This is a genomic window from Exiguobacterium sp. SH4S7 (genome assembly GCF_004336795.1).
Classification (GTDB): domain Bacteria; phylum Bacillota; class Bacilli; order Exiguobacteriales; family Exiguobacteriaceae; genus Exiguobacterium; species Exiguobacterium aurantiacum_A.
On sequence record NZ_SJUT01000004.1, the window covers coordinates 75,641 to 94,006 of the forward strand.

Sequence of the window (18,366 nt, forward strand, 5' to 3'; positions counted from 1 at the left end):
AAACCTATAAAAAATTAAATGAAAAAGTACTAAAAGCCATTTATAATAATAATTTCCAAGTTATCCATTGTTTCTTGATCATTGGTTGAAATTATTACTTAGTTATTGGAGACAACTCGTATGAACATTATGTTTAGCTTACTATCGGTACTATATGTCGTCTTTTTGTACGTCAGTCCGTTCACAAACGCCACCCCGTATGAGACGGCCGAATACTTTGCGTCTTTCGACCGAGACGTTAACAGTTGGGAGAACGTCGAGCTGTTCGAGTCGCTCGGGACCGAGCTCGATCTTGAGATGGACCGTTTCGTCCATTATGCCTCCGTACCGAGCCATTGGACGACGTTGACCATTGAAGACGACGAACGATTCGATGGTGTATCTCATTTCATCTTAGAAGCTGGATTTGACGGTGAAGTGATTCAAACGGATTGGAACGAACCGATTGATGATGTAGAAGGAAAAGTCGTCGTTTTGCCGATGACGGTCAAATCACTCGAGTTTGACAGGAGGGACACGTCGGCTGATCCATATGGAGAGGTCCTCATTGATGATGAGGCGAATCGCCACTTACTCAACCTGTTGGAGGCAGGAGCCGAAGGGTACATTGTCACGCCCGATGAACAAGAAGAGGCTTATTACGGAACCATTTATACTTCGCCACGGACGCGGCTGCCCGGCATCGGCGTCGACGTTGAGACAGCAGATCGTTTGACGGACGGGACGCATGTCTCGGTCGAACCGTTCGTCGACGACGAGGTGCCGTATGTCGAATTTATTCAACCTGGTAAAACAGACGAGGAGATTGTGATCTTGGCTAGGCTTGACGGCACGGGTTACGGGGACCATGCGTTATGGAGCCTTGGTGGTTCATCGATATTGTACGCGCTCATCGAACAAATGGATGGCATTGATACGGATGCAACGATCCGGTATCTCTTCTTGAACGGAAGTGGGGGTGGCTACGAGACCGCCATGGATTATTTAGAAACAGCGAAACAGGCTGAAACTTTGCCGTCTTTAGTACTGTCATTAGATATTCTTGGTACCGGGGAAGATGCACGTTTTGTAAGGACAAAAGGGATGACAAGACTGCCGGTCCTTGAGCAAGGAAGCTGGTCATCACTTGATGTGAAGCCACTCGGGACGTCGTATTTAGATGAATTTCATGCGGAAGGCGTACCGGTCATGTCATTAAGCGATTCATTGACGGCTGAGTTTGATGCTTTAACTGAAGCCGATACAATCGACCGTTTGTCGAACGAGGCGATGGAAGACCACGTCGCTTGGCTAACAGATTGGCTCGCCACACAATGATGTCTTGAACCGTCCCCGTGTGAGGGCGGTTCTTTCTTTTTGACTGAAACACTCGTCCTCTCTCGAATTGTTCGGTATGATGAAAGAGGAGGCGATACAATGGAACGAAACATGAACATTACAAGACATTACGGTGAACTGGCCGGTACGCTTTTATTGCATGACGGGAAGCGAAAGACGGTCGTCATCTTGAGCGGGAGCGGGCCGAGTGACCGGAACGGCAATGTCGGACCTGTCCAGTTCAATACGTATAAAAAACTAGCCGACGCGCTATATGGCATGGGCGTCAACGTATTTCGGTACGACAAACAAGGGATTGGGGAGTCGGATGGTGACTTTAATAAAGTCGGACTCCATGACTTGGTCAACGATGCGATCGAAGTCGTGAAAACGATCCAACGGTTGCCTGAAACAGGCGATGTCTACGTGCTTGGCCATAGCGAAGGGGCGGTCATCGCCCCGGCCGTTCAACTCGAGACAAATGCGTCCGGATTGATCCTACTCGCCGGCTTCAACGACTCGTCGAAACAGATGTTTTTACATCAAGCCGACGCGCTCGCGTCCGAGATCGGGCGCGTGAAAGGGTTGAAAGGGATGTTTTACCGGTTGACCGGCGTCCCGAAAAAAGTCAGACAACGGCAAGACGATCTGCTCGAGCGCTCGCTCCGGACGAACGTCGCTGCGTTCAAATACCGAGGCCAAGTCGTCAACGCCAAATGGATTCGTGAACATGCGTCGTATGACGTCCGGGAACGGCTCGAGCTCGTGCGTGTCCCGCTGCTTGCCATCACCGGTGACCGTGACGTCCAAGTCCCGCCTGAACACGTCCATTCACTGCGGACGAAAGGCGATGTCGACAGCTATATCATTAAAGATATGAACCACCTGCTCGTCGAACGGACGAGCCCGCATTCACTTTTAACGTTGCACAAAGAATATCGTGAGGCGATCGAGGCCCCGCTTCATCCACAGCTGTTACAGAAATTGAACGATTGGTTAATCAAATAGTCAAAAACAGTCGAAAACGGTCAATCAGTGACCGTTTTTTGTGTTATAATTGTGACAATAAGATAAAAAGTGAATGAATTTGAATGTTTTTGATTGTTTTTTGAATGTAAACGCTTTATATTAGAGATACGGAGGGAATACGATGTTAACGAAACAACGACATCAGATGATTTTGCAACGGTTGTCGGAACAAAAGATCGTCAAGCTGAAAGAGTTGGTCGAATGGATGGGGGCGTCAGAGTCGACGATCCGCCGTGATTTGACGGACCTTGAGGCCGAAGGCTACCTTGAACGGGTTCATGGCGGGGCGACGCTCGTCGTTCGCGCTGAAGACGAACCGACGTTCGAGGAAAAACGGGATCGGCACGTCGATGAGAAAGTCGCGATCGCACGGAAGGCCGCGACGTTCATCGAAGACGGGATGTCCGTCTATCTCGATGCCGGGACGACGACACAGGCGATGGTCCCTTACTTGACAGGTAAGAAAGTCATCGTCGTCACGAACAGCCTCCCGATTGCCAACGACTTGTTCGATCTCGATATTAAAACGTTCGTGATCGGCGGCGAGTTGAAACGTTCGACGCAAGCGCTCGTCGGCTACAACGCCCGCGAGAGCATGATGAACTATCGGGTCGATGTCGCTTTTCTCGGTATCAACGGGGTCGACCTAGAAGCGGGCTATACGACGCCTGACCCAGAAGAAGCCCTCGTCAAAAAAACAGCGATTGAACTGGCTCGGGACGCCTACATCTTGGCGGACGATTCAAAATTCGGGAAACGTTCGTTCAGCCGAGTGGCGCCCCTCGAGGCGGCGACACTCATCACGATGAGCGGTGCACCGTACGTCAGTTCAGTCGAAACATTAACAAAGGTGGTGAACGCCCAATGATTTACACGTTAACACTTAACCCATCAATCGATTATTACGTCACATTGCCAGAAGTCGTCTTAGGTGAGGTCAACCGCATCCAAGAGACGACGCAACGGGCCGGAGGAAAAGGTATCAACGTCTCGTTCGTCTTACGTGAGTTTGACGCCGATACGGTCGCCCTAGGATTCATCGGCGGAACGACAGGTGAATTTATTAAGAAAGCGTTGACGGACAAGGGTGTCGAGACCGATTTCATCGAAGTCGATGGCGAGACCCGAATCAACGTCAAGATCCGGGCGAAAGAAGAGACGGAATTGAACGCGAGTGGTCCTGTCATCTCGGACACGGAACTTGAACAGTTGACAGCACAGTTCGAACACGTCCAAGCAGGTGATATCGTCGTCTTGGCCGGAAGTATCCCTGGCAATCTGCCGAGCACACTTTACCGGACGCTCGCTGAGAAAGTTCGAGCGAACGGAGCCGACTTCGTCGTCGATACAACAAAAGAGGCGATGCTCGAGGTGCTCTCGCTCGAACCACTCATGATCAAACCGAACCATCACGAACTCGGTGAACTGTTTGATGTCGATATCGAGACGTTTGACCAGGCGCTCCCTTACGCGGAACAGTTAGTCGAGCGTGGCGCCAAAAACGTCATCGTCTCGTTCGCAGGAGACGGCGCGATGCTCGTCAACGGTTCAGGCGCCTATACGGCTAACACGCCGAGCGGGAAACTCGTCAACTCGGTCGGAGCGGGTGATTCACTCGTCGCCGGCTTTGTCGCTAACATTTTAGACCACGACGCAACCAAGGCGTTCCGCTATGCGGTCACGACCGGCAGCGCGTCTGCTTATACGTTTGGCCTCTGTACGAAACAAGACGTGGACCGCTTGGTCGGCGAAGTCGACGTCACCCCACTATCCCGATTGGAGGAAACAACATGAACATCACGGACCTACTCAAAAAGGACACGATCCAACTGAATCTCCGCAGTCGTTCAAAAGCAGACGTCATCGATGAGCTCGTCGACGTGCTCGACCGGGCCGGTAAGCTATCGGACCGGAACGGTTATCGCGACGCCATCTTGGCCCGCGAAGCGCAAAGCACGACCGGACTCGGTGAAGGGATTGCCATCCCGCACGCGAAGACGAAAGCTGTCAAAGCACCCGCGATCGCCTTTGGTCGCTCGAGCGGGATCGACTATGAAGCGCTCGACGGCCAAGACAGCCGCCTGTTCTTCATGATCGCAGCAGGCGAACACGCCGACAACGAGCACTTAGAAACACTCTCGAAATTATCCGTCTTCCTTATGGATCCAAAATTCCAGGAACGTCTCTATGCGGCAACGTCAGAAGATGACGTCATTCGCGCAATCGAAGAGAAAGAAGCGGCCGAAGCGGCACCGGTTGCTGAAAAAACGGTCAAAAAGGATGCACCTTATATCCTTGCCGTCACAGCTTGCCCGACCGGCATCGCGCACACGTATATGGCAGCAGACAGCCTGAAACAAAAAGCAGAAGCGATGGGTGTCGACATCAAGGTCGAGACGAACGGTTCGACTGGCGTCAAAAACGAATTGACGGCAGCTGATATCGCCAAAGCGACAGCTATCATCGTCGCGGCCGATAAAGCCGTCGACATGGAGCGGTTCGCCGGGAAACACGTGATCGAAGTACCGGTCGCGCAAGGCATCCGCAAACCTGAAGAGTTGATCAATCGGGCTGTGAAACAAGATGCACCGGTTTACCGTTCGACAGGGACGTCAGGCGCTCCTAAAGAACAGCGCACCGGCATTTACAAACACTTGATGAGCGGGGTATCAGCCATGCTGCCACTCGTCGTCGCCGGTGGTCTGTTGATTGCCCTCAGCTTCTTCTGGGGCATCAACTCGGCAAACCCAGATGACCCGTCTTACAATGAATTTGCGGCTCAGCTCATGACGATCGGTGGCGCGGCGTTCGGTTTCCTCGTCCCAATCCTTGCCGGTTTCATCGCGATGTCGATCGCCGATCGTCCGGGTCTCGCACCTGGTCTCGTCGCCGGTGTGCTCGCGAGCGAAGGGAATGCCGGATTCCTCGGTGGACTCATCGCCGGTTTCTTAGCTGGTTACGTCGTCCTGTTCTTGAAAAAAGCACTCGCGAAATTGCCAGCGACGCTTGAAGGAATTAAACCAGTCCTCCTGTATCCGTTGCTCGGCTCGTTCATCTCAGGGATGATCATGCTACTTGTCGTCAACGAACCGATCGCAGCGTTCATGACATGGTTGATGGATACGCTCAACAGCATGAGTGGTGCTAACGCCATCTTGCTCGGTGTCATCGTCGGTGGCATGATGGCCGTCGATATGGGTGGCCCGATCAACAAAACGGCGTACGTGTTCGGTACGGCGGCACTCACAGCCGGAAACCAAGAAGTCATGGCGGCCGTCATGGCAGGTGGCATGGTGCCACCGCTTCTCGTCGCGCTCGCGTCAACCGTGTTCGCTCGTCAGAAGTTCTCGAAACAAGAACGTGAAGCTGGTAAGACGGCGTACATCATGGGCGCCTCGTTCATCACAGAAGCAGCTATCCCGTTCGCTGCGGCCGACCCGATCCGGGTATTACCGTCAGCAATCCTCGGGTCAGCACTCGCCGGTGGATTATCTGCCTTCTTCGCGATTCAATTGCCGGCGCCGCACGGTGGGATCTTCGTCTTCCCATTACTTGAAGGAGCTGGAAACGTCGCGATGAGCATGGGTCTCTACGCACTTGCGATTCTCGTAGGGGCACTCGTCGGAGCACTCCTCCTCTCGTTCTTGAAAAAACCGCTTACGACAGCGACGGCAGAGCCAACGCGTGATGTCGCTTAACAAACTCGACCGTAGGGATTCCTACGGTCGTTTTTTGTCAAATGATTGTCAGTCGTTTCTGGAAGAAGTGTGATTTCGATTCGGTGATTTGTGGTAAACTACTTGTAAAACTTAGGGTAGGAGGGGGTACGGATGCAAATACGGAAAGCTGAGCCGAAAGACGCTTACGGGATCGCACGCGTCAGGGTCAACGGTTGGCGAACGACTTATCGGGGGATCGTTCCGACTGAAGTTTTATTAAAGCTTTCTTCTGGGTCGATCGAGTGGTCGGAAAAAATCCGAAGTGCCCTTTCTAACCGCGAAGTCAGCGGATTCGTCGCCATAGTCGATGAGGAAATCGTTGGTTTCGTATTGTATGGGGACGAGCGGACGGGGGACTATCCGGACCATCCGAACGAGATTTACGCGATTTACATTTTAGAAAACCATCAACGGAACGGAATCGGCTCACTCTTACTCGAACGCGCGGTCCAAACGATGTCTAGCCGTGGACTACTCATTTGGGCGCTCGAGCTGAACCCGCATCGGGCGTTTTATGAACAGCGCCAAGGACGAGTCGTCGATGCGAAAGAGCGTTTGTTCGGCGAACTTGCGTTGCGCGAAGTCGCCTATGGTTGGACGGAAGCGAACTATGATGCAATTGTTGGAGCTTGAGACGCGGCCTATCGGGCCGCGTCTATTTCATTAATAAGGAGGCAGTTTATGATTCAAGTAGTAACGAGTACAGTGACAGGAATTGGCGGAATCGAAATCCCGTATTCGCTGATGCAACATGAGACGACTTCTTCTCAGCTTGCCATTTTATTGCCCGGTTTTCGCTATTCGACCGATGCCCCGATGTTTCATTTTTCGACGAGCTTGTTGCTCGAGCGCTCCGTTGATGTATTGGAGATTAACTATGAATATTATCGCGAGCAATACGATGAAATCGAAGACATCGGCGAGATTGTTAGACAGGATGTGGCCACGGTTGTCGACCACGTGTTGTCAAATCATACATATGAGCAATTTTATTTGATCGGCAAGTCGCTCGGCACGATTGCGATGGTCACGGAATTGAAAAGACCGATTTTCCAGGATGCGTTTGCTATCTGGCTAACGCCACTCATTCAACGAGATGATGTCAGGGAGACTATCGTTTCGTCTGAGACACCTCGCCTCGTCGTCATCGGGGACCGTGACCACTGTTATACGGAGAGCCGTTACAAAGAAATTTCAGACGTTCCTTTGCTGACGTCGGTTCTGCTTCCTGATGTGAACCACAGCCTAGAACGTGAGCACGATACGTTGGGCTCGCTTGCCGTCCTCACACAAGTGATCGATGCCATCAATCAGTTTCTACCAGACAATGCAACGGATGACGATTAAGCCGCGGTTAACCCATTGACAGGACCGTCTGTTCGCTTGATGTGAACAGACGGTTTTCTGTATATAATGAAAAGGTTTTCAATTGACAAGAATAGAAAAACGGTAATGATTTTTTGTCTAGGTCATCAAAAAGACCCGAATTCTAGCCGATACATAGGTTAACGTAGCGAGAGTTATTCTCGGGAATAGGGGTTATTTATGAAACGGACGAAACAACGAACCATCAGCATTAAACAAAAATTGATCACGATGTCATTGCTCTTATTATTGATTCCATCGTTATTGATCGGCTTTGTCGCTTACTATCAGGCGAAACAAAAAATTACGGATCAAATCATGCAGTCGGCACACGCGGGTGTGGAGCGGATGAATGATGAGATCACGAATTTGATTGAACCGATTGAGCGCGACGTCGCCTTTTTTGCGGGGCGGATCGATGAGTCGCTCTACGAAGACGGAGAAGACAACCTTGGGTTAGAGGAGAAGTTCGTCGAATATTTGGCGACCCATCCGAAAGTGACGAACATCTATTATGCGTCCATTGAAGGCACGATGACGATCTATCCGGTCCAAACGATGCCGGACGACTATGATCCCCGGACGCGTCCGTGGTACGAAGCGGCAGATGGTGCCAAAGGAAACGTCGTCATCACCGACCCTTACGTCGATGCGGCCTCGAACAAGATGATGGTCACGTTATCGCAGACAACGGATGACGGTCGTGGCGTCATCGCGGTCGACGTCGACGTTGATGATATCGCCGAAGTCGCGACTAGCATTCAAATCGGGAAAGAAGGCTACGTCACGATCCTTGATGCGAACCAGCAGTTCGTGACCCATCCGACGTTAGCAGCAGGCGAGAAGGGGTCGGGCGATTGGGTCGAATCGCTTTATGATGGCAAAGATGGCAGTTTTTCATATGTGTTCGAAAATGAAGACAAACAGATGGACTTCATGACGAACGACTTGACGGGTTGGAAAGTGGCCGGAACGCTGTATGATGATGAGATCACAGAAGAGACGATTGGTATTCTTTGGACGACCGTGGGCGTGATTGCTGCGATGAGTCTGTTGGCCTCAATCATCTTATACTTCATCTTACGCTCGATCATTCGACCGTTGAACCGTTTGACGACGGGCGCGGAACGGATTCAGGCGGGAGATTTGACGGAAGAAATCATCATCGATTCGAACGATGAGATCGGCCGGGTCGCTGAAAGTTTCAACGGCATGACGGCGTCACTCCGTTCGATCATCATCAACCTCGATCAATCGATTGGACAAGTCGCCGCATCGTCGCAAGAACTGATGGCCAACTCGGCGCAAAATACAGCATCTTCTGAGCAGATTGCCGGTGCGGTCCAGCAGATGGCGGCCGGCGCCGACGATTCGAAACGTCAGCTCGACGACAACGCCGTCTCACTCCAAGCGATCACGGCAGGCATCATGCGCATCGCTGAAAGCTCGACGGACGTATCGGAACTGTCTCGCGAGACGGCGATCGAAGCGGAAGACGGGACAGCTGCCGTCACCCATAACGTGACGCAAATGAAAGCGATCGACACATCGGTCGAGACGTTCGGCGCAGTCATCGAGTCACTCGCAAAGCGTTCGAACGAGATTGGAAACATTGTCGATGTGATCAACGGGATCGCGACGCAGACGAACTTACTCGCTTTGAACGCTGCGATTGAAGCTGCCCGCGCCGGTGAGAACGGGAAAGGGTTTGCCGTCGTCGCGAGTGAAGTCCGGAAGCTAGCCGAACAGTCACAGGACTCGACGAAGCAAATTTCGCAGTTGATTGAGAACATCAAGCAAGAGACGGAGCGGTCTGTCACGTTGATGAAAGAAGTGTCGGCCCATACGAAAGCGGGTCTTGAGACGACCGAGAACACGGCGGAGCGCTTCAAGAAGATTATGTTACGGACGCAGGAGATGACGCCACGGATCGAGGACGTGACGGCCACTGTCGAAGAGATCGCGGCGAACGTCGAAGAAGTTTCAGCATCAGCGACGCAAATCGCTCACATCGCCGACGAGAATTCGAACGCCTCGAGACAAGTCGCGGCAACGACAGAAGACCAGCTCGGTTCGATGGAGGAAGTCTCGCAATCCGCGAAAGCACTCGCCGATATGGCGGAGGAGTTGCAAGAACTCGTATCACGATTCAATGTATAAACGAAAGGCAGAGCGGATCCGCTCTGCCTTTTTGGTACATTTCGATTCTTCTTAGAGTTCATATCATCGTTTGCTCGACACTTGGTTGCGGCCTGAGTTTTTTGCCACGTACAGCGCCTCGTCCGCGTCTTGAAGTGCTTGTTCGACGGTCTTTCCGCCATCAAGCGAACTGACGCCGAACGAACATGTGACGTGCGGGACCGGACCGAACGGTTCGTCGTTGATCTTTTGACGTAACTTGTCGGCCAACTGGATGCCATCAGTAAGTGTCGACTGCGGGGCGACGATTAAAAACTCCTCGCCGCCCCAGCGACCGATCGAATCGGTCTTCCTTATATTTCGGCGGAGCAATTGAGCGATCGAACGTAACACGAGATCGCCGGTCGGGTGACCGAACGTGTCGTTGACGAGCTTGAAGTAGTCGATATCGAGCATGATGACGGCGGCAGGTGCTTTCGTGTCGACCGTATCTTGGACAGCCGAGGTCAGGACGTCGCCGACTTTTTTACGGTTGAATAACTCGGTCAACGGGTCGAGTGACGACAGATGCTCCATCCGTTCTTCATAACGTCGCTGTTCGGTCATGTCTTCGATGACGCCGACCCCGCCGTCGATTCGGCCGTCAGCCTGAAAGCTGGGCGACATCGTCGTCCGGACGAAACGGGGCTGTCGATTCGGAGGGGTATACCAACCGGCTAAACGGACGGTCTCGCCTGCCAATACACGGGCGACGGCACCGTATAAGTCAAACGTTGAGGTCGTGCACCGTTCAAACGTCGAGCTTGTCATTGGGACGACCCCGAGTAAGTCGACGAATGAATCGTTGTAACTGATGATGCGTCCGAACGTATCGAATGCAAAGAGACCGATCGGTAACTGGTCCCACGAGGAAGGATCGGGTTTCATGGTGTGGGTGTCTTGGTGAATTCGTTCTTGATCAGCCATAGAATGACATATGCGCGAACGCATACTTCCTCCTTTCTTTAACGAAACGAGAGTTTAGGACGTTCGTACTGATACTTTATACCCTTATTTGGAAGAATATTAGCTAAAACATGATAAAAATAAGCTGAAATCTAGAATCTGTCGGCTGATGGACATAAAAAAGAGACCGCTGGCGCGATCTCACAACGGTCATAAGATTGGGCTGAGCAACCGTGACACACCTTCGCGCATCCGGACGCTCCACTTCCGGACCGCATAGTCGTCGACCGTATAGCGGCGACTGACGGCGACGTCCGACTCGAACAACGAGGCGAGCTCAAGAGCGACCCGCTCGTCGTAGATGATGGCGTTCACTTCGAAGTTCAAGCGGAAGCTGCGAGCGTCCAAGTTCGTCGTCCCGACAGTTGAAATTTCATCATCGACGACGAGCGTCTTCGCGTGCAGGAAGCCTTCATCGTACATGTAGACGTTCGCCCCGTAGTCGAGCAGCTCACCGAGAAACGACAGCGACGCCCACATGACGAACGGATGGTCCGGTTTTCCGGGAATCATGATGTCCATCTCGACACCAGAGAGGAGTGCCATCTTGCAGGCGTCCATGAAGCTCGTATCCGGGATGAAGTAAGGCGTTTGGATGATGACCCGTTGCTTCGCCGACGCGATCATTTTGATCATCATATTCTTCAAGTGCTCGGTGTCCGAGTTCGGTCCGCTCGTCACGATTTGCATCGGTGACTGCTCTTTAATATCATGGTGCGCGAAGCAGAACGAGTTTTCAGGGTCGTGATGCTTGCTCCCCGAAAAGTTCCAGTCCAAGATGAACCGGTGCTGCAGGTGGTAGACGACGTCCCCTTCGACCCGGAGGTGGGTATCGCGCCAATAGCCGAACTTTTCGACGAGGCCGAGGTATTCGGTACCGACGTTAAAGCCGCCGACGTAGCCGATCTTCCCATCGATGATGACGACTTTTCGGTGGTTCCGGTTGTTCAACTTGAAATTGATCAAGCCGAACGTCGGTGGGAAAAAGACACGGACTTCACCGTTATGCGCGATCAACTCCTTAAAGTCTGAATCGCGGAGGCTGCGCGATCCGACCGCGTCATACAACAGCCGGACTTTGACGCCCGCTTTGGCGCGCTCGATCAACTCGTGGATCAATGCCTTCCCGAGGGCATCACGCTGGATGATGTAGTACTGGATGTTGATCTCGGTCTCGGCGCTCCGAATATCGTCCATCAGCGCCTTGAACTTCTGTTCACCGTCATGCATGATGGTCGACTTGTTATGGACGCTGATGAGTGACTTCGATGAGCGCAAGTTCATCTCGAGCAACTGTTCGTACTTCGCAAACAGCGGTTGCGAGAGGGCGGTCTCTTTGCGACGAATCTGTTCGATTTGACTCTCGACTTGCAACGAATGAAACGATCGTTCCTCAACACTCAAGTTAAAGAAGTTATCTTTTTTAAGCTGTCTACCGAGGAACAAGTAGATGATAAATCCAAGGATCGGTAGGAAAAATAATACGAGCAACCAGGCCCAGGTGGCACCGACATCGCGGCGCTCCGCGAAGATAACTGCTAAAGCGAACAATAAATTTAACCCAAGGACGATATACAGCCCCCAACTGATTATGACCGACCATTCCATGCGACCCACTCCTAAACGACAAATTGTGCAACTAGCTTTATAATACCTCAATCGAGGGAATAGTATGCTAGTGAAAAAATAAGGGGGAGACTGAGATGAACTTGAAAGTGGATTGGCAACAAGGGATGGCGTTTCAAACGACGACTCCTTCCGGACATAGCATGACGCTCGATGCGGCGGCGGATGTCGGGGGAATGAATACGGGGCCACGGCCGACCGAGATGTTGCTGCACGCCACGGCGGCCTGCACGGGCATCGATATCGTCTCGATTTTGCACAAGATGCGCCTGCCGCTCGAACGGTTCGGTATGGAAGTCGATGCGGTGCGGGCGACCGAGCACCCGATGCGGTTCACGACGATCCATATTTTATATGTACTCGAAGGGGAGATGCCGGAGGAACGGGTCCGCCGTGCCATCGAACTGTCCGTCGACCGCTATTGCTCGGTATCGCATAGCTTGAACGCGACTTTGACGTATAGCTATCAATTGAACGGGGGCGACGTCATCCCGTTCCGATGACATCGCTCAAGCAAGATGGTTGAAATCGGTCGAATGTCTCCGTTATATTGGTATTTCAAATACTGCATAAATAAAGGAGGACGTTATGATTCGACTCGCGACGAAACGCGATGCTAAACACATCGCGCACCTAATCGAACAACGAGCCGTAGCGCTTAATGAAACAGGAAGTGACCAGTGGACGGAATATTTGGAGCTAGATTTGTTAGAACGCGTGCGAACCGACATTGCGACGGGAAGTGTGTACGTGTATGAACAACATGGCTTTGTCTTGGCCTCGATCGCCTTGCTTCCTCCGGATGAATGGGATCACAATTTATGGGAAGATGGCGAGCGCGGTCAATACATCCATCGCATCGTCGTCAGTGAGCAATTGAAAGGCCGTGGCGTCGGTCAACAGCTGATGCAACATGTGCTCCGCGAAGCCGATGGTAACGAGCCGATCCGTCTCGACTGTGTCGCCGACAACGAGTTTTTGAACGAGTATTATCCACGTTTTGGTTTCGTTTACGTCGATTCACGTAACGGATACAACACGTTTGAATATGGTTTGGATGAAAGTGTCAGTGCGTGAGGGGTTAATGTACCCCTTTTTTTGTTACAATGAATCATGAAGAAACAAAGGAGGAATAGATATGATCAACACTATATTGGTCGGTTTCGGCTTCTCGGCTACAACGTTCCACCTGCCATTTTTGACGACGCTCGAGGAATTCAACATCACTGGGGTCGTCTCCTCTAGACCGGATGACGTCCGTGCCGTGCTCCCTGATGTGGATGTATACGCGACGCTCGAAGAAGCGATTTCGACCGATGCGACGCTGTTCGTGATCACGACACCGTCGAACTTACATAAAGACATGGTAACGGTGTGTCTCGACGCAAACAAAGACGTCCTCGTCGAGAAGCCGGCGTTCCTAACGTCTGAGGAAGGGGAATCCCTCATCGCCCTCGAGAAGACGCGTGACGGGATTGTCAACGTGTTCCACAACCGACGCATGGACGGAGATTTCTTGACGGTGGCGTCACTGCTCGAATCAAACCGAATCGGAGACTGGAAAGTGTATGAATCACGCTTTGACCGGTTCCGTCCGCTTGTCCGGGACAGATGGCGTGAGAACGCAGGTCCTGGGTCTGGTATTTTGTTCGACCTCGGCAGTCATTTGATCGATCAGGCGCTCGTGTTGTTCGGCGAACCGGACCACGTCTCAGCAGACGTCATGGTCCAACGAGACGGCGGACAGTCCGACGACGGCTTCAACGTGACGCTACACTACGGTGAAAAGCGCGTCTACTTACGTTCGAACCCGTTCGTCGCCGTTGAAGCGCCTCGCTTTGAAGTCCACGGTACGGCAGGCAGCTTTATGAAATACGGTCTCGACCCGCAAGAGGCCGCGCTCCGAGACGGCACGATCGAAGCGGGTGTCCGTGAGACGGGGACGCTCGTTGTAAATGAGCCGCAAACGATTGAAATCGAGCCGGGGCGTTATTTGGCATTTTATCGCCAGCTCGCTGACAGTTATTCGACGCGACGGCCGGTCGTTTCCCTCGAGGACGCTTTGTTGACGACGCGTGTGATCGAACTTGCACGGCAATCGTCTCGAACGCAAACAACATTATCGTTTGAATAACGAAAAAGCAGGAAGTCCGCGAATTGGACTTCCTGCTTTTTCATGCGGCTTCCTCTTCCGGATTTGCCATCTTTTCCGTATGTCGAACGATCGGGAAATTGCTGAACAGTTTGCTGCCGATGAGACCGGCGATGATGCCGACGGCGAACACGATGATTGCCGTCACCGTCACCGTCTGCCAGTCATTAAAGCCATACATGACGAGCAGTCCCGGGATACCGGCGGCAGACCCAGGTGCGTTGTTCACCATTCCGGTCATCGCGACGATGAGTCCGGCGATGGCACCACCGACAAAGTTGACGCTATAGATTGGGATCGGATTCGCCGAGATGAGGTCGGCTTGTGTGAGCGGTTCGATCGCGACCGAAAGTTGGTCTTTCTTCGAGCCGATGTTCAATCGCTTAAAGAGTAAATAGTTCATCGAAATCGACGCCGTCAAGGCAAGGGCCGCGATTGCCATCGGGACACCGGTCAGACCGAGCATCGCCGTGAGCGCCATCGAACTGAGCGGTGATGTCGAGACGACCGTGACGATTCCGCCAAGGACGAGTCCCATCACAATCGGATTTTGCGTCGCTGCGAGCTCGATGACCGCCCCGATTTGAGCGAGCGTGTTCGAGACGAGCGGATCGACACCGATGGCGACGAGACGGGCGAGCGGTGCCATGACGATGACGTAAAAAATCATGTCGACACCGGCCGGGAGGTGCCGGTCGAGCTTGCCGCCGAGTAAGGCGAGGACGTACCCTGCGAAAAAGCCGGGGAGAATCCCGAAGCCTGACACGGACAAACCGAGCATCAACGCGTAGACCGGGTTCATGCCGAGCGCAATCGCGACAAGTGCTGCTGCCGCAGGTCCCGACAGCGCACCGGCAGCTTGGCCGACTTCTTCATATAAAGGGAGCGGCAGTAACCCACCGATCGCGTAGGCGTTGAACGCTTCGACGAGGAAGCTCGCGATTGCGGCGCCGGCGAGTGCTCCCATCGCTTTCATCCCGAACGGTGCTTTGTAACTGAATAACGTGAACAAGGCGAGAATCAACAGCAACAGGGCGATCCCTTGAATAATGACCATACGTGTACCTCTTTCTCTCTGTTTTATTTTCTCTATAGTTAACCATTCAGACCGTTATGTAAAGCCATTTCATCCATCTGACACGACTTTTTTGGATGGGAGCGTTTCCAAATGAAAAACGAGGCAAATGTGAACGGTTTTTTTGAAAAAGTTGTGAAAATGTGTCGTCTGATGTGTCAGGAAGCCGTGGAGTGGGAACATAAAAGAGATAGATTTTCATATAGGATCGACCAAGGAGGAGTAGAGATGCAAATGGAGAACAAAAATTGGCACGCACTCGAACCGGAAGAGGTGAGGAGTAGTCTTGAGACAGACGTAGACAACGGGCTGTCGAAGCAAGAAGTGTCGAGTCGGCAAGAACAGTTCGGGAAGAACGTTCTGCCGGAAAAGGAAAAGACACCTGAAATCATAAAATTTTTGAGACAGTTCAATGACATTCTTGTGTACGTCCTGATCGGTGCGGCCGTCGTCACTGGCTTTTTAGGTGAGTATATCGATACGATCGTCATCGCGCTCGTCGTCACGATCATTGCCGTCGTCGGCTATTTGCAAGAAAACAAGGCTGAACAGGCGCTTGAAGGGATTAAAAAACTGCTCGAGACGAAAGCAAGCGTTATCCGAGACGGCAAACAGATTCAAATCGAATCGAGCGAACTCGTCGTCGGAGACCTTTTGGTGCTCGCCGCCGGTGACAAAGTGCCGGCCGATGCGCGAGTCATTCTAGCCGAGAAGTTCAAAGTCGAAGAATCGGCTTTGACAGGTGAAGCGACGACGGTCGAGAAGAAAATTCAAGTCGTGGCGGAAGATGCTGTCCTCGGTGACCGGAAAAACATGATTTATTCAGGAACGAGTATAGCGACGGGCAGCGCGAAAGCGATCGTCACGTCGATCGGTGAAGGGACGGAGCTCGGTCAAATCAACGCATCGATCGCTGAAGTCGAGACGGTGAAGACACCGCTCATCCGTCAGACGACGAAATTCGGTCAAACGGTCTCGATTGCGATCCTTGTGATCTCGGTCATCATTTACGCGTTCGGCTACTTTGTACGTGATTTCGATCCAATCGAACTGATGCTGACAACGATCGGGTTAGCGGTCGCAGCGATTCCGGAAGGTCTCCCTGCCGTCATCTCGATTATTCTCGCACTTGGTGTTCGTAACATGGCCGAGAAGAAAGCGATCGTTCGTAGTCTACCGTCCGTCGAAACGTTAGGGGCGGTCTCTGTCATCTGTACCGATAAGACAGGTACGCTGACGAAAAACGAGATGACCGTCAAGCAAGTCGTCACGGCGAAGCACGATATCGAAGTGTCAGGCGGCGGATACGCTCCAGATGGTGACCTCGAACAAAACGGTCAACCGTTCGACCTCGATGACGACGAGTCGATGATCGATCTGCTCACGGTCGGGAAGACGTGTAATGATGCCCAATTGTATGAAGAAAACGGCGAATGGGTCATCAATGGCGACCCGACAGAAGCTTGCTTGCTCACGCTCGCCGAAAAAGCGGAGCGACCGATTGAACGGCTGAAAGTCATCTCGAAAATCCCGTTCGATTCGGAGTATAAGTACATGGCGACGCTCGTCGACTATAAAGATGAGCGGATGATCTTCATCAAAGGGGCGCCAGACCGCCTGTTCGATATGGCTGAAGATACGGAATTTGACCGCACCTATTGGGATGAGAAACGTAAAGAGATCGCCGACCGCGGACAACGTGTCCTCGGTGGCGGATTCAAACGGGTCGATCGCTCGAAAGAGACGGTCGACCATGAGGACGTCCAATCCGGTATCACGTTCCTTGGTTTGTACGGAATCGTCGATCCACCACGTCCAGAGGCGATTGAAGCCGTCGCGGCGTGCCGTGACGCCGGTATCCGCATCAAGATGATCACGGGTGACCATAAAGACACAGCCGTCGCCATCGCCCGTGAACTCGGCATGGAAGTCGAAGGCGCACTTGAAGGGAAAGAATTGACGAACATGTCGGACGAGGAGATCAAAGAAGCGTCGGTTCATAACGATGTGTTCGCACGGACGAGCCCAAATGATAAGCTGCGTCTCGTCAAAGGATTGCAGCAAAACGGGCTCATCACATCGATGACCGGTGACGGTGTCAACGATGCCCCGGCCTTGAAACGGGCCGACATCGGTGTCGCGATGGGTATCAAAGGGACCGAAGTCGCAAAAGAGGCGTCGCAGATGGTCCTCGTCGACGACAACTTCAAAACGATTTACAACGCGGTGCGTGAAGGCCGCCGTGTATACGACAACTTGAAGAAGACGATCTTGTTCTTGCTCCCGACGAACGGTGGACAAGCGCTCCTCGTCGCGATGAGCATCTTGCTCGGTGCCGCGGCACCGCTCAGCCCGGTCCAAATCCTTTGGGTCAACATGGTCGTTGCCATCACGCTGTCGCTCGCGATCGCCTTCGAACCGCTCGAAGAGAGCACGATGAAACGTCCGCCGCGTCCGGCGAACGTCCCGCTGTTGAGTCGCTATTACGTGTTTCGGATCATCTTCGTCTCGATCTTGATCGGGGGAGGCAGCTTGATCATCAACTACATGTTAGCCGACTTTGATTTCTCGACTGCGAAGCTGCAGACGATCACACTCAATACGATCGTCATGGCCCAGTTGTTCCACTTGTATAACTGTCGGACCGAACTCGCTCCGGCGTTTAACCGCCACTTTTTCGATAACAAGATTGCGTTTATCGTATCGGCACTATTGATTGCACTTCAACTGTTCATCACGTACGTGCCGTTTATGCACACGTTGTTCGGGACAGCGGCACTTGATTTGAATGATTGGATCTATCCGGTCGTCTTCGGTGCCATCGTCTTCGTCATCGTCGAGATTGAAAAAGCGATCTCACGTCGTGTCATCGGCAATAAAGACATACACTGATGTTTCGACTCTTGATCGATGTGGAATTAATCCACTATGACAGAGGA

Annotated in this window: 15 protein-coding genes; 12 read left to right on the plus strand and 3 right to left on the minus strand. The window is 52.4% G+C overall.

Features of this window, described 5'->3' with window-relative positions:
* Positions 1 to 120: 120 nt before the first annotated feature.
* The 8 genes from EVJ29_RS09360 (at position 121) to EVJ29_RS09395 (ending at position 9,590) form a co-directional block, all read left to right on the plus strand.
* Positions 121 to 1,317, plus strand: a complete 1,197-nt coding sequence (locus EVJ29_RS09360) for a hypothetical protein (protein ID WP_131465130.1) — start codon at positions 121 to 123, stop codon at positions 1,315 to 1,317.
* A 111-nt stretch (positions 1,318 to 1,428) separates the two neighbouring features.
* Complete coding sequence (locus EVJ29_RS09365) at positions 1,429 to 2,325, plus strand: alpha/beta hydrolase (RefSeq protein ID WP_236633496.1); 897 nt, start codon at positions 1,429 to 1,431, stop codon at positions 2,323 to 2,325.
* A 142-nt stretch (positions 2,326 to 2,467) separates the two neighbouring features.
* Entirely contained in the window at positions 2,468 to 3,214 is a 747-nt protein-coding gene (locus EVJ29_RS09370) for a DeoR/GlpR family DNA-binding transcription regulator (protein ID WP_070327328.1), read from the plus strand.
* On the plus strand, positions 3,211 to 4,140 hold the full coding sequence (gene pfkB / locus EVJ29_RS09375; protein WP_070327327.1) for a 1-phosphofructokinase: 930 nt from the start codon (positions 3,211 to 3,213) through the stop codon (positions 4,138 to 4,140). The genes EVJ29_RS09370 and pfkB overlap by 4 nt, the downstream gene beginning before the upstream one ends.
* Positions 4,137 to 6,044: a PTS fructose transporter subunit IIABC gene (locus EVJ29_RS09380; protein WP_131489796.1), complete on the plus strand. Its 1,908-nt coding sequence runs from the start codon at positions 4,137 to 4,139 to the stop codon at positions 6,042 to 6,044. The genes pfkB and EVJ29_RS09380 overlap by 4 nt, the downstream gene beginning before the upstream one ends.
* 132 nt (positions 6,045 to 6,176) lie before the next feature.
* Entirely contained in the window at positions 6,177 to 6,698 is a 522-nt protein-coding gene (locus tag EVJ29_RS09385) for a GNAT family N-acetyltransferase (RefSeq protein ID WP_131505011.1), read from the plus strand.
* A 48-nt stretch (positions 6,699 to 6,746) separates the two neighbouring features.
* Positions 6,747 to 7,412 (plus strand): alpha/beta family hydrolase, encoded by a 666-nt coding sequence (locus EVJ29_RS09390; protein WP_131465120.1) that lies wholly within the window; start codon positions 6,747 to 6,749, stop codon positions 7,410 to 7,412.
* A 198-nt stretch (positions 7,413 to 7,610) separates the two neighbouring features.
* Entirely contained in the window at positions 7,611 to 9,590 is a 1,980-nt protein-coding gene (locus tag EVJ29_RS09395; RefSeq protein WP_131505012.1) for a methyl-accepting chemotaxis protein, read from the plus strand.
* Between the two features lie 63 nt (positions 9,591 to 9,653).
* Here the strand turns inward: EVJ29_RS09395 and EVJ29_RS09400 are convergent, their stop codons facing one another.
* Entirely contained in the window at positions 9,654 to 10,496 is an 843-nt protein-coding gene (locus EVJ29_RS09400; RefSeq protein ID WP_158625523.1) for a GGDEF domain-containing protein, read from the minus strand.
* Positions 10,497 to 10,724: 228 nt separating this feature from the next.
* On the minus strand, positions 10,725 to 12,182 hold the full coding sequence (gene cls, locus EVJ29_RS09405) for a cardiolipin synthase (RefSeq protein ID WP_071397439.1): 1,458 nt from the start codon (positions 12,180 to 12,182) through the stop codon (positions 10,725 to 10,727).
* A 95-nt stretch (positions 12,183 to 12,277) separates the two neighbouring features.
* Between cls and EVJ29_RS09410 the strand changes: the two genes are divergently transcribed.
* The 3 genes from EVJ29_RS09410 to EVJ29_RS09420 all read left to right on the plus strand — a co-directional run bounded on the left by EVJ29_RS09410 (position 12,278) and on the right by EVJ29_RS09420 (position 14,334).
* A complete protein-coding gene (locus EVJ29_RS09410) occupies positions 12,278 to 12,703 on the plus strand; it encodes an OsmC family protein (protein WP_131443834.1) in 426 nt (141 codons plus the stop codon).
* An 85-nt stretch (positions 12,704 to 12,788) separates the two neighbouring features.
* Positions 12,789 to 13,277 carry a GNAT family N-acetyltransferase gene (locus tag EVJ29_RS09415; protein WP_071397441.1) on the plus strand — a complete coding sequence of 163 codons (489 nt, stop codon included), beginning with the start codon at positions 12,789 to 12,791 and terminating at the stop codon, positions 13,275 to 13,277.
* A gap of 61 nt (positions 13,278 to 13,338) precedes the next feature.
* Positions 13,339 to 14,334 (plus strand): Gfo/Idh/MocA family oxidoreductase, encoded by a 996-nt coding sequence (locus EVJ29_RS09420; RefSeq protein WP_131505013.1) that lies wholly within the window; start codon positions 13,339 to 13,341, stop codon positions 14,332 to 14,334.
* Between the two features lie 40 nt (positions 14,335 to 14,374).
* Here EVJ29_RS09420 and EVJ29_RS09425 read toward each other — a convergent pair whose 3' ends face one another.
* Positions 14,375 to 15,409 carry a PTS sugar transporter subunit IIC gene (locus EVJ29_RS09425; protein ID WP_131489791.1) on the minus strand — a complete coding sequence of 345 codons (1,035 nt, stop codon included), beginning with the start codon at positions 15,407 to 15,409 and terminating at the stop codon, positions 14,375 to 14,377.
* 246 nt (positions 15,410 to 15,655) lie between these two features.
* Here EVJ29_RS09425 and EVJ29_RS09430 point away from each other — a divergent pair, with 246 nt between their 5' ends.
* Positions 15,656 to 18,319 (plus strand): cation-transporting P-type ATPase, encoded by a 2,664-nt coding sequence (locus tag EVJ29_RS09430; protein ID WP_071397444.1) that lies wholly within the window; start codon positions 15,656 to 15,658, stop codon positions 18,317 to 18,319.
* Positions 18,320 to 18,366 lie beyond the last annotated feature (47 nt).

What these genes read in the sequence shown, in the direction of transcription:
- EVJ29_RS09420 (WP_131505013.1), top strand. Translation starts at nt 13,339, where the DNA reads ATGATCAACACTATATTGGTCGGTTTCGGCTTCTCGGCTACAACGTTC.
- cls (WP_071397439.1), bottom strand. Translation starts at nt 12,182, where the DNA reads ATGGAATGGTCGGTCATAATCAGTTGGGGGCTGTATATCGTCCTTGGG.
- EVJ29_RS09425 (WP_131489791.1), bottom strand. Translation starts at nt 15,409, where the DNA reads ATGGTCATTATTCAAGGGATCGCCCTGTTGCTGTTGATTCTCGCCTTG.
- EVJ29_RS09360 (WP_131465130.1), top strand. Translation starts at nt 121, where the DNA reads ATGAACATTATGTTTAGCTTACTATCGGTACTATATGTCGTCTTTTTG.
- EVJ29_RS09410 (WP_131443834.1), top strand. Translation starts at nt 12,278, where the DNA reads ATGAACTTGAAAGTGGATTGGCAACAAGGGATGGCGTTTCAAACGACG.
- EVJ29_RS09415 (WP_071397441.1), top strand. Translation starts at nt 12,789, where the DNA reads ATGATTCGACTCGCGACGAAACGCGATGCTAAACACATCGCGCACCTA.
- EVJ29_RS09370 (WP_070327328.1), top strand. Translation starts at nt 2,468, where the DNA reads ATGTTAACGAAACAACGACATCAGATGATTTTGCAACGGTTGTCGGAA.
- EVJ29_RS09385 (WP_131505011.1), top strand. Translation starts at nt 6,177, where the DNA reads ATGCAAATACGGAAAGCTGAGCCGAAAGACGCTTACGGGATCGCACGC.
- EVJ29_RS09395 (WP_131505012.1), top strand. Translation starts at nt 7,611, where the DNA reads ATGAAACGGACGAAACAACGAACCATCAGCATTAAACAAAAATTGATC.
- EVJ29_RS09390 (WP_131465120.1), top strand. Translation starts at nt 6,747, where the DNA reads ATGATTCAAGTAGTAACGAGTACAGTGACAGGAATTGGCGGAATCGAA.
- EVJ29_RS09380 (WP_131489796.1), top strand. Translation starts at nt 4,137, where the DNA reads ATGAACATCACGGACCTACTCAAAAAGGACACGATCCAACTGAATCTC.
- pfkB (WP_070327327.1), top strand. Translation starts at nt 3,211, where the DNA reads ATGATTTACACGTTAACACTTAACCCATCAATCGATTATTACGTCACA.
- EVJ29_RS09430 (WP_071397444.1), top strand. Translation starts at nt 15,656, where the DNA reads ATGCAAATGGAGAACAAAAATTGGCACGCACTCGAACCGGAAGAGGTG.
- EVJ29_RS09400 (WP_158625523.1), bottom strand. Translation starts at nt 10,496, where the DNA reads ATGAAACCCGATCCTTCCTCGTGGGACCAGTTACCGATCGGTCTCTTT.
- EVJ29_RS09365 (WP_236633496.1), top strand. Translation starts at nt 1,429, where the DNA reads ATGAACATTACAAGACATTACGGTGAACTGGCCGGTACGCTTTTATTG.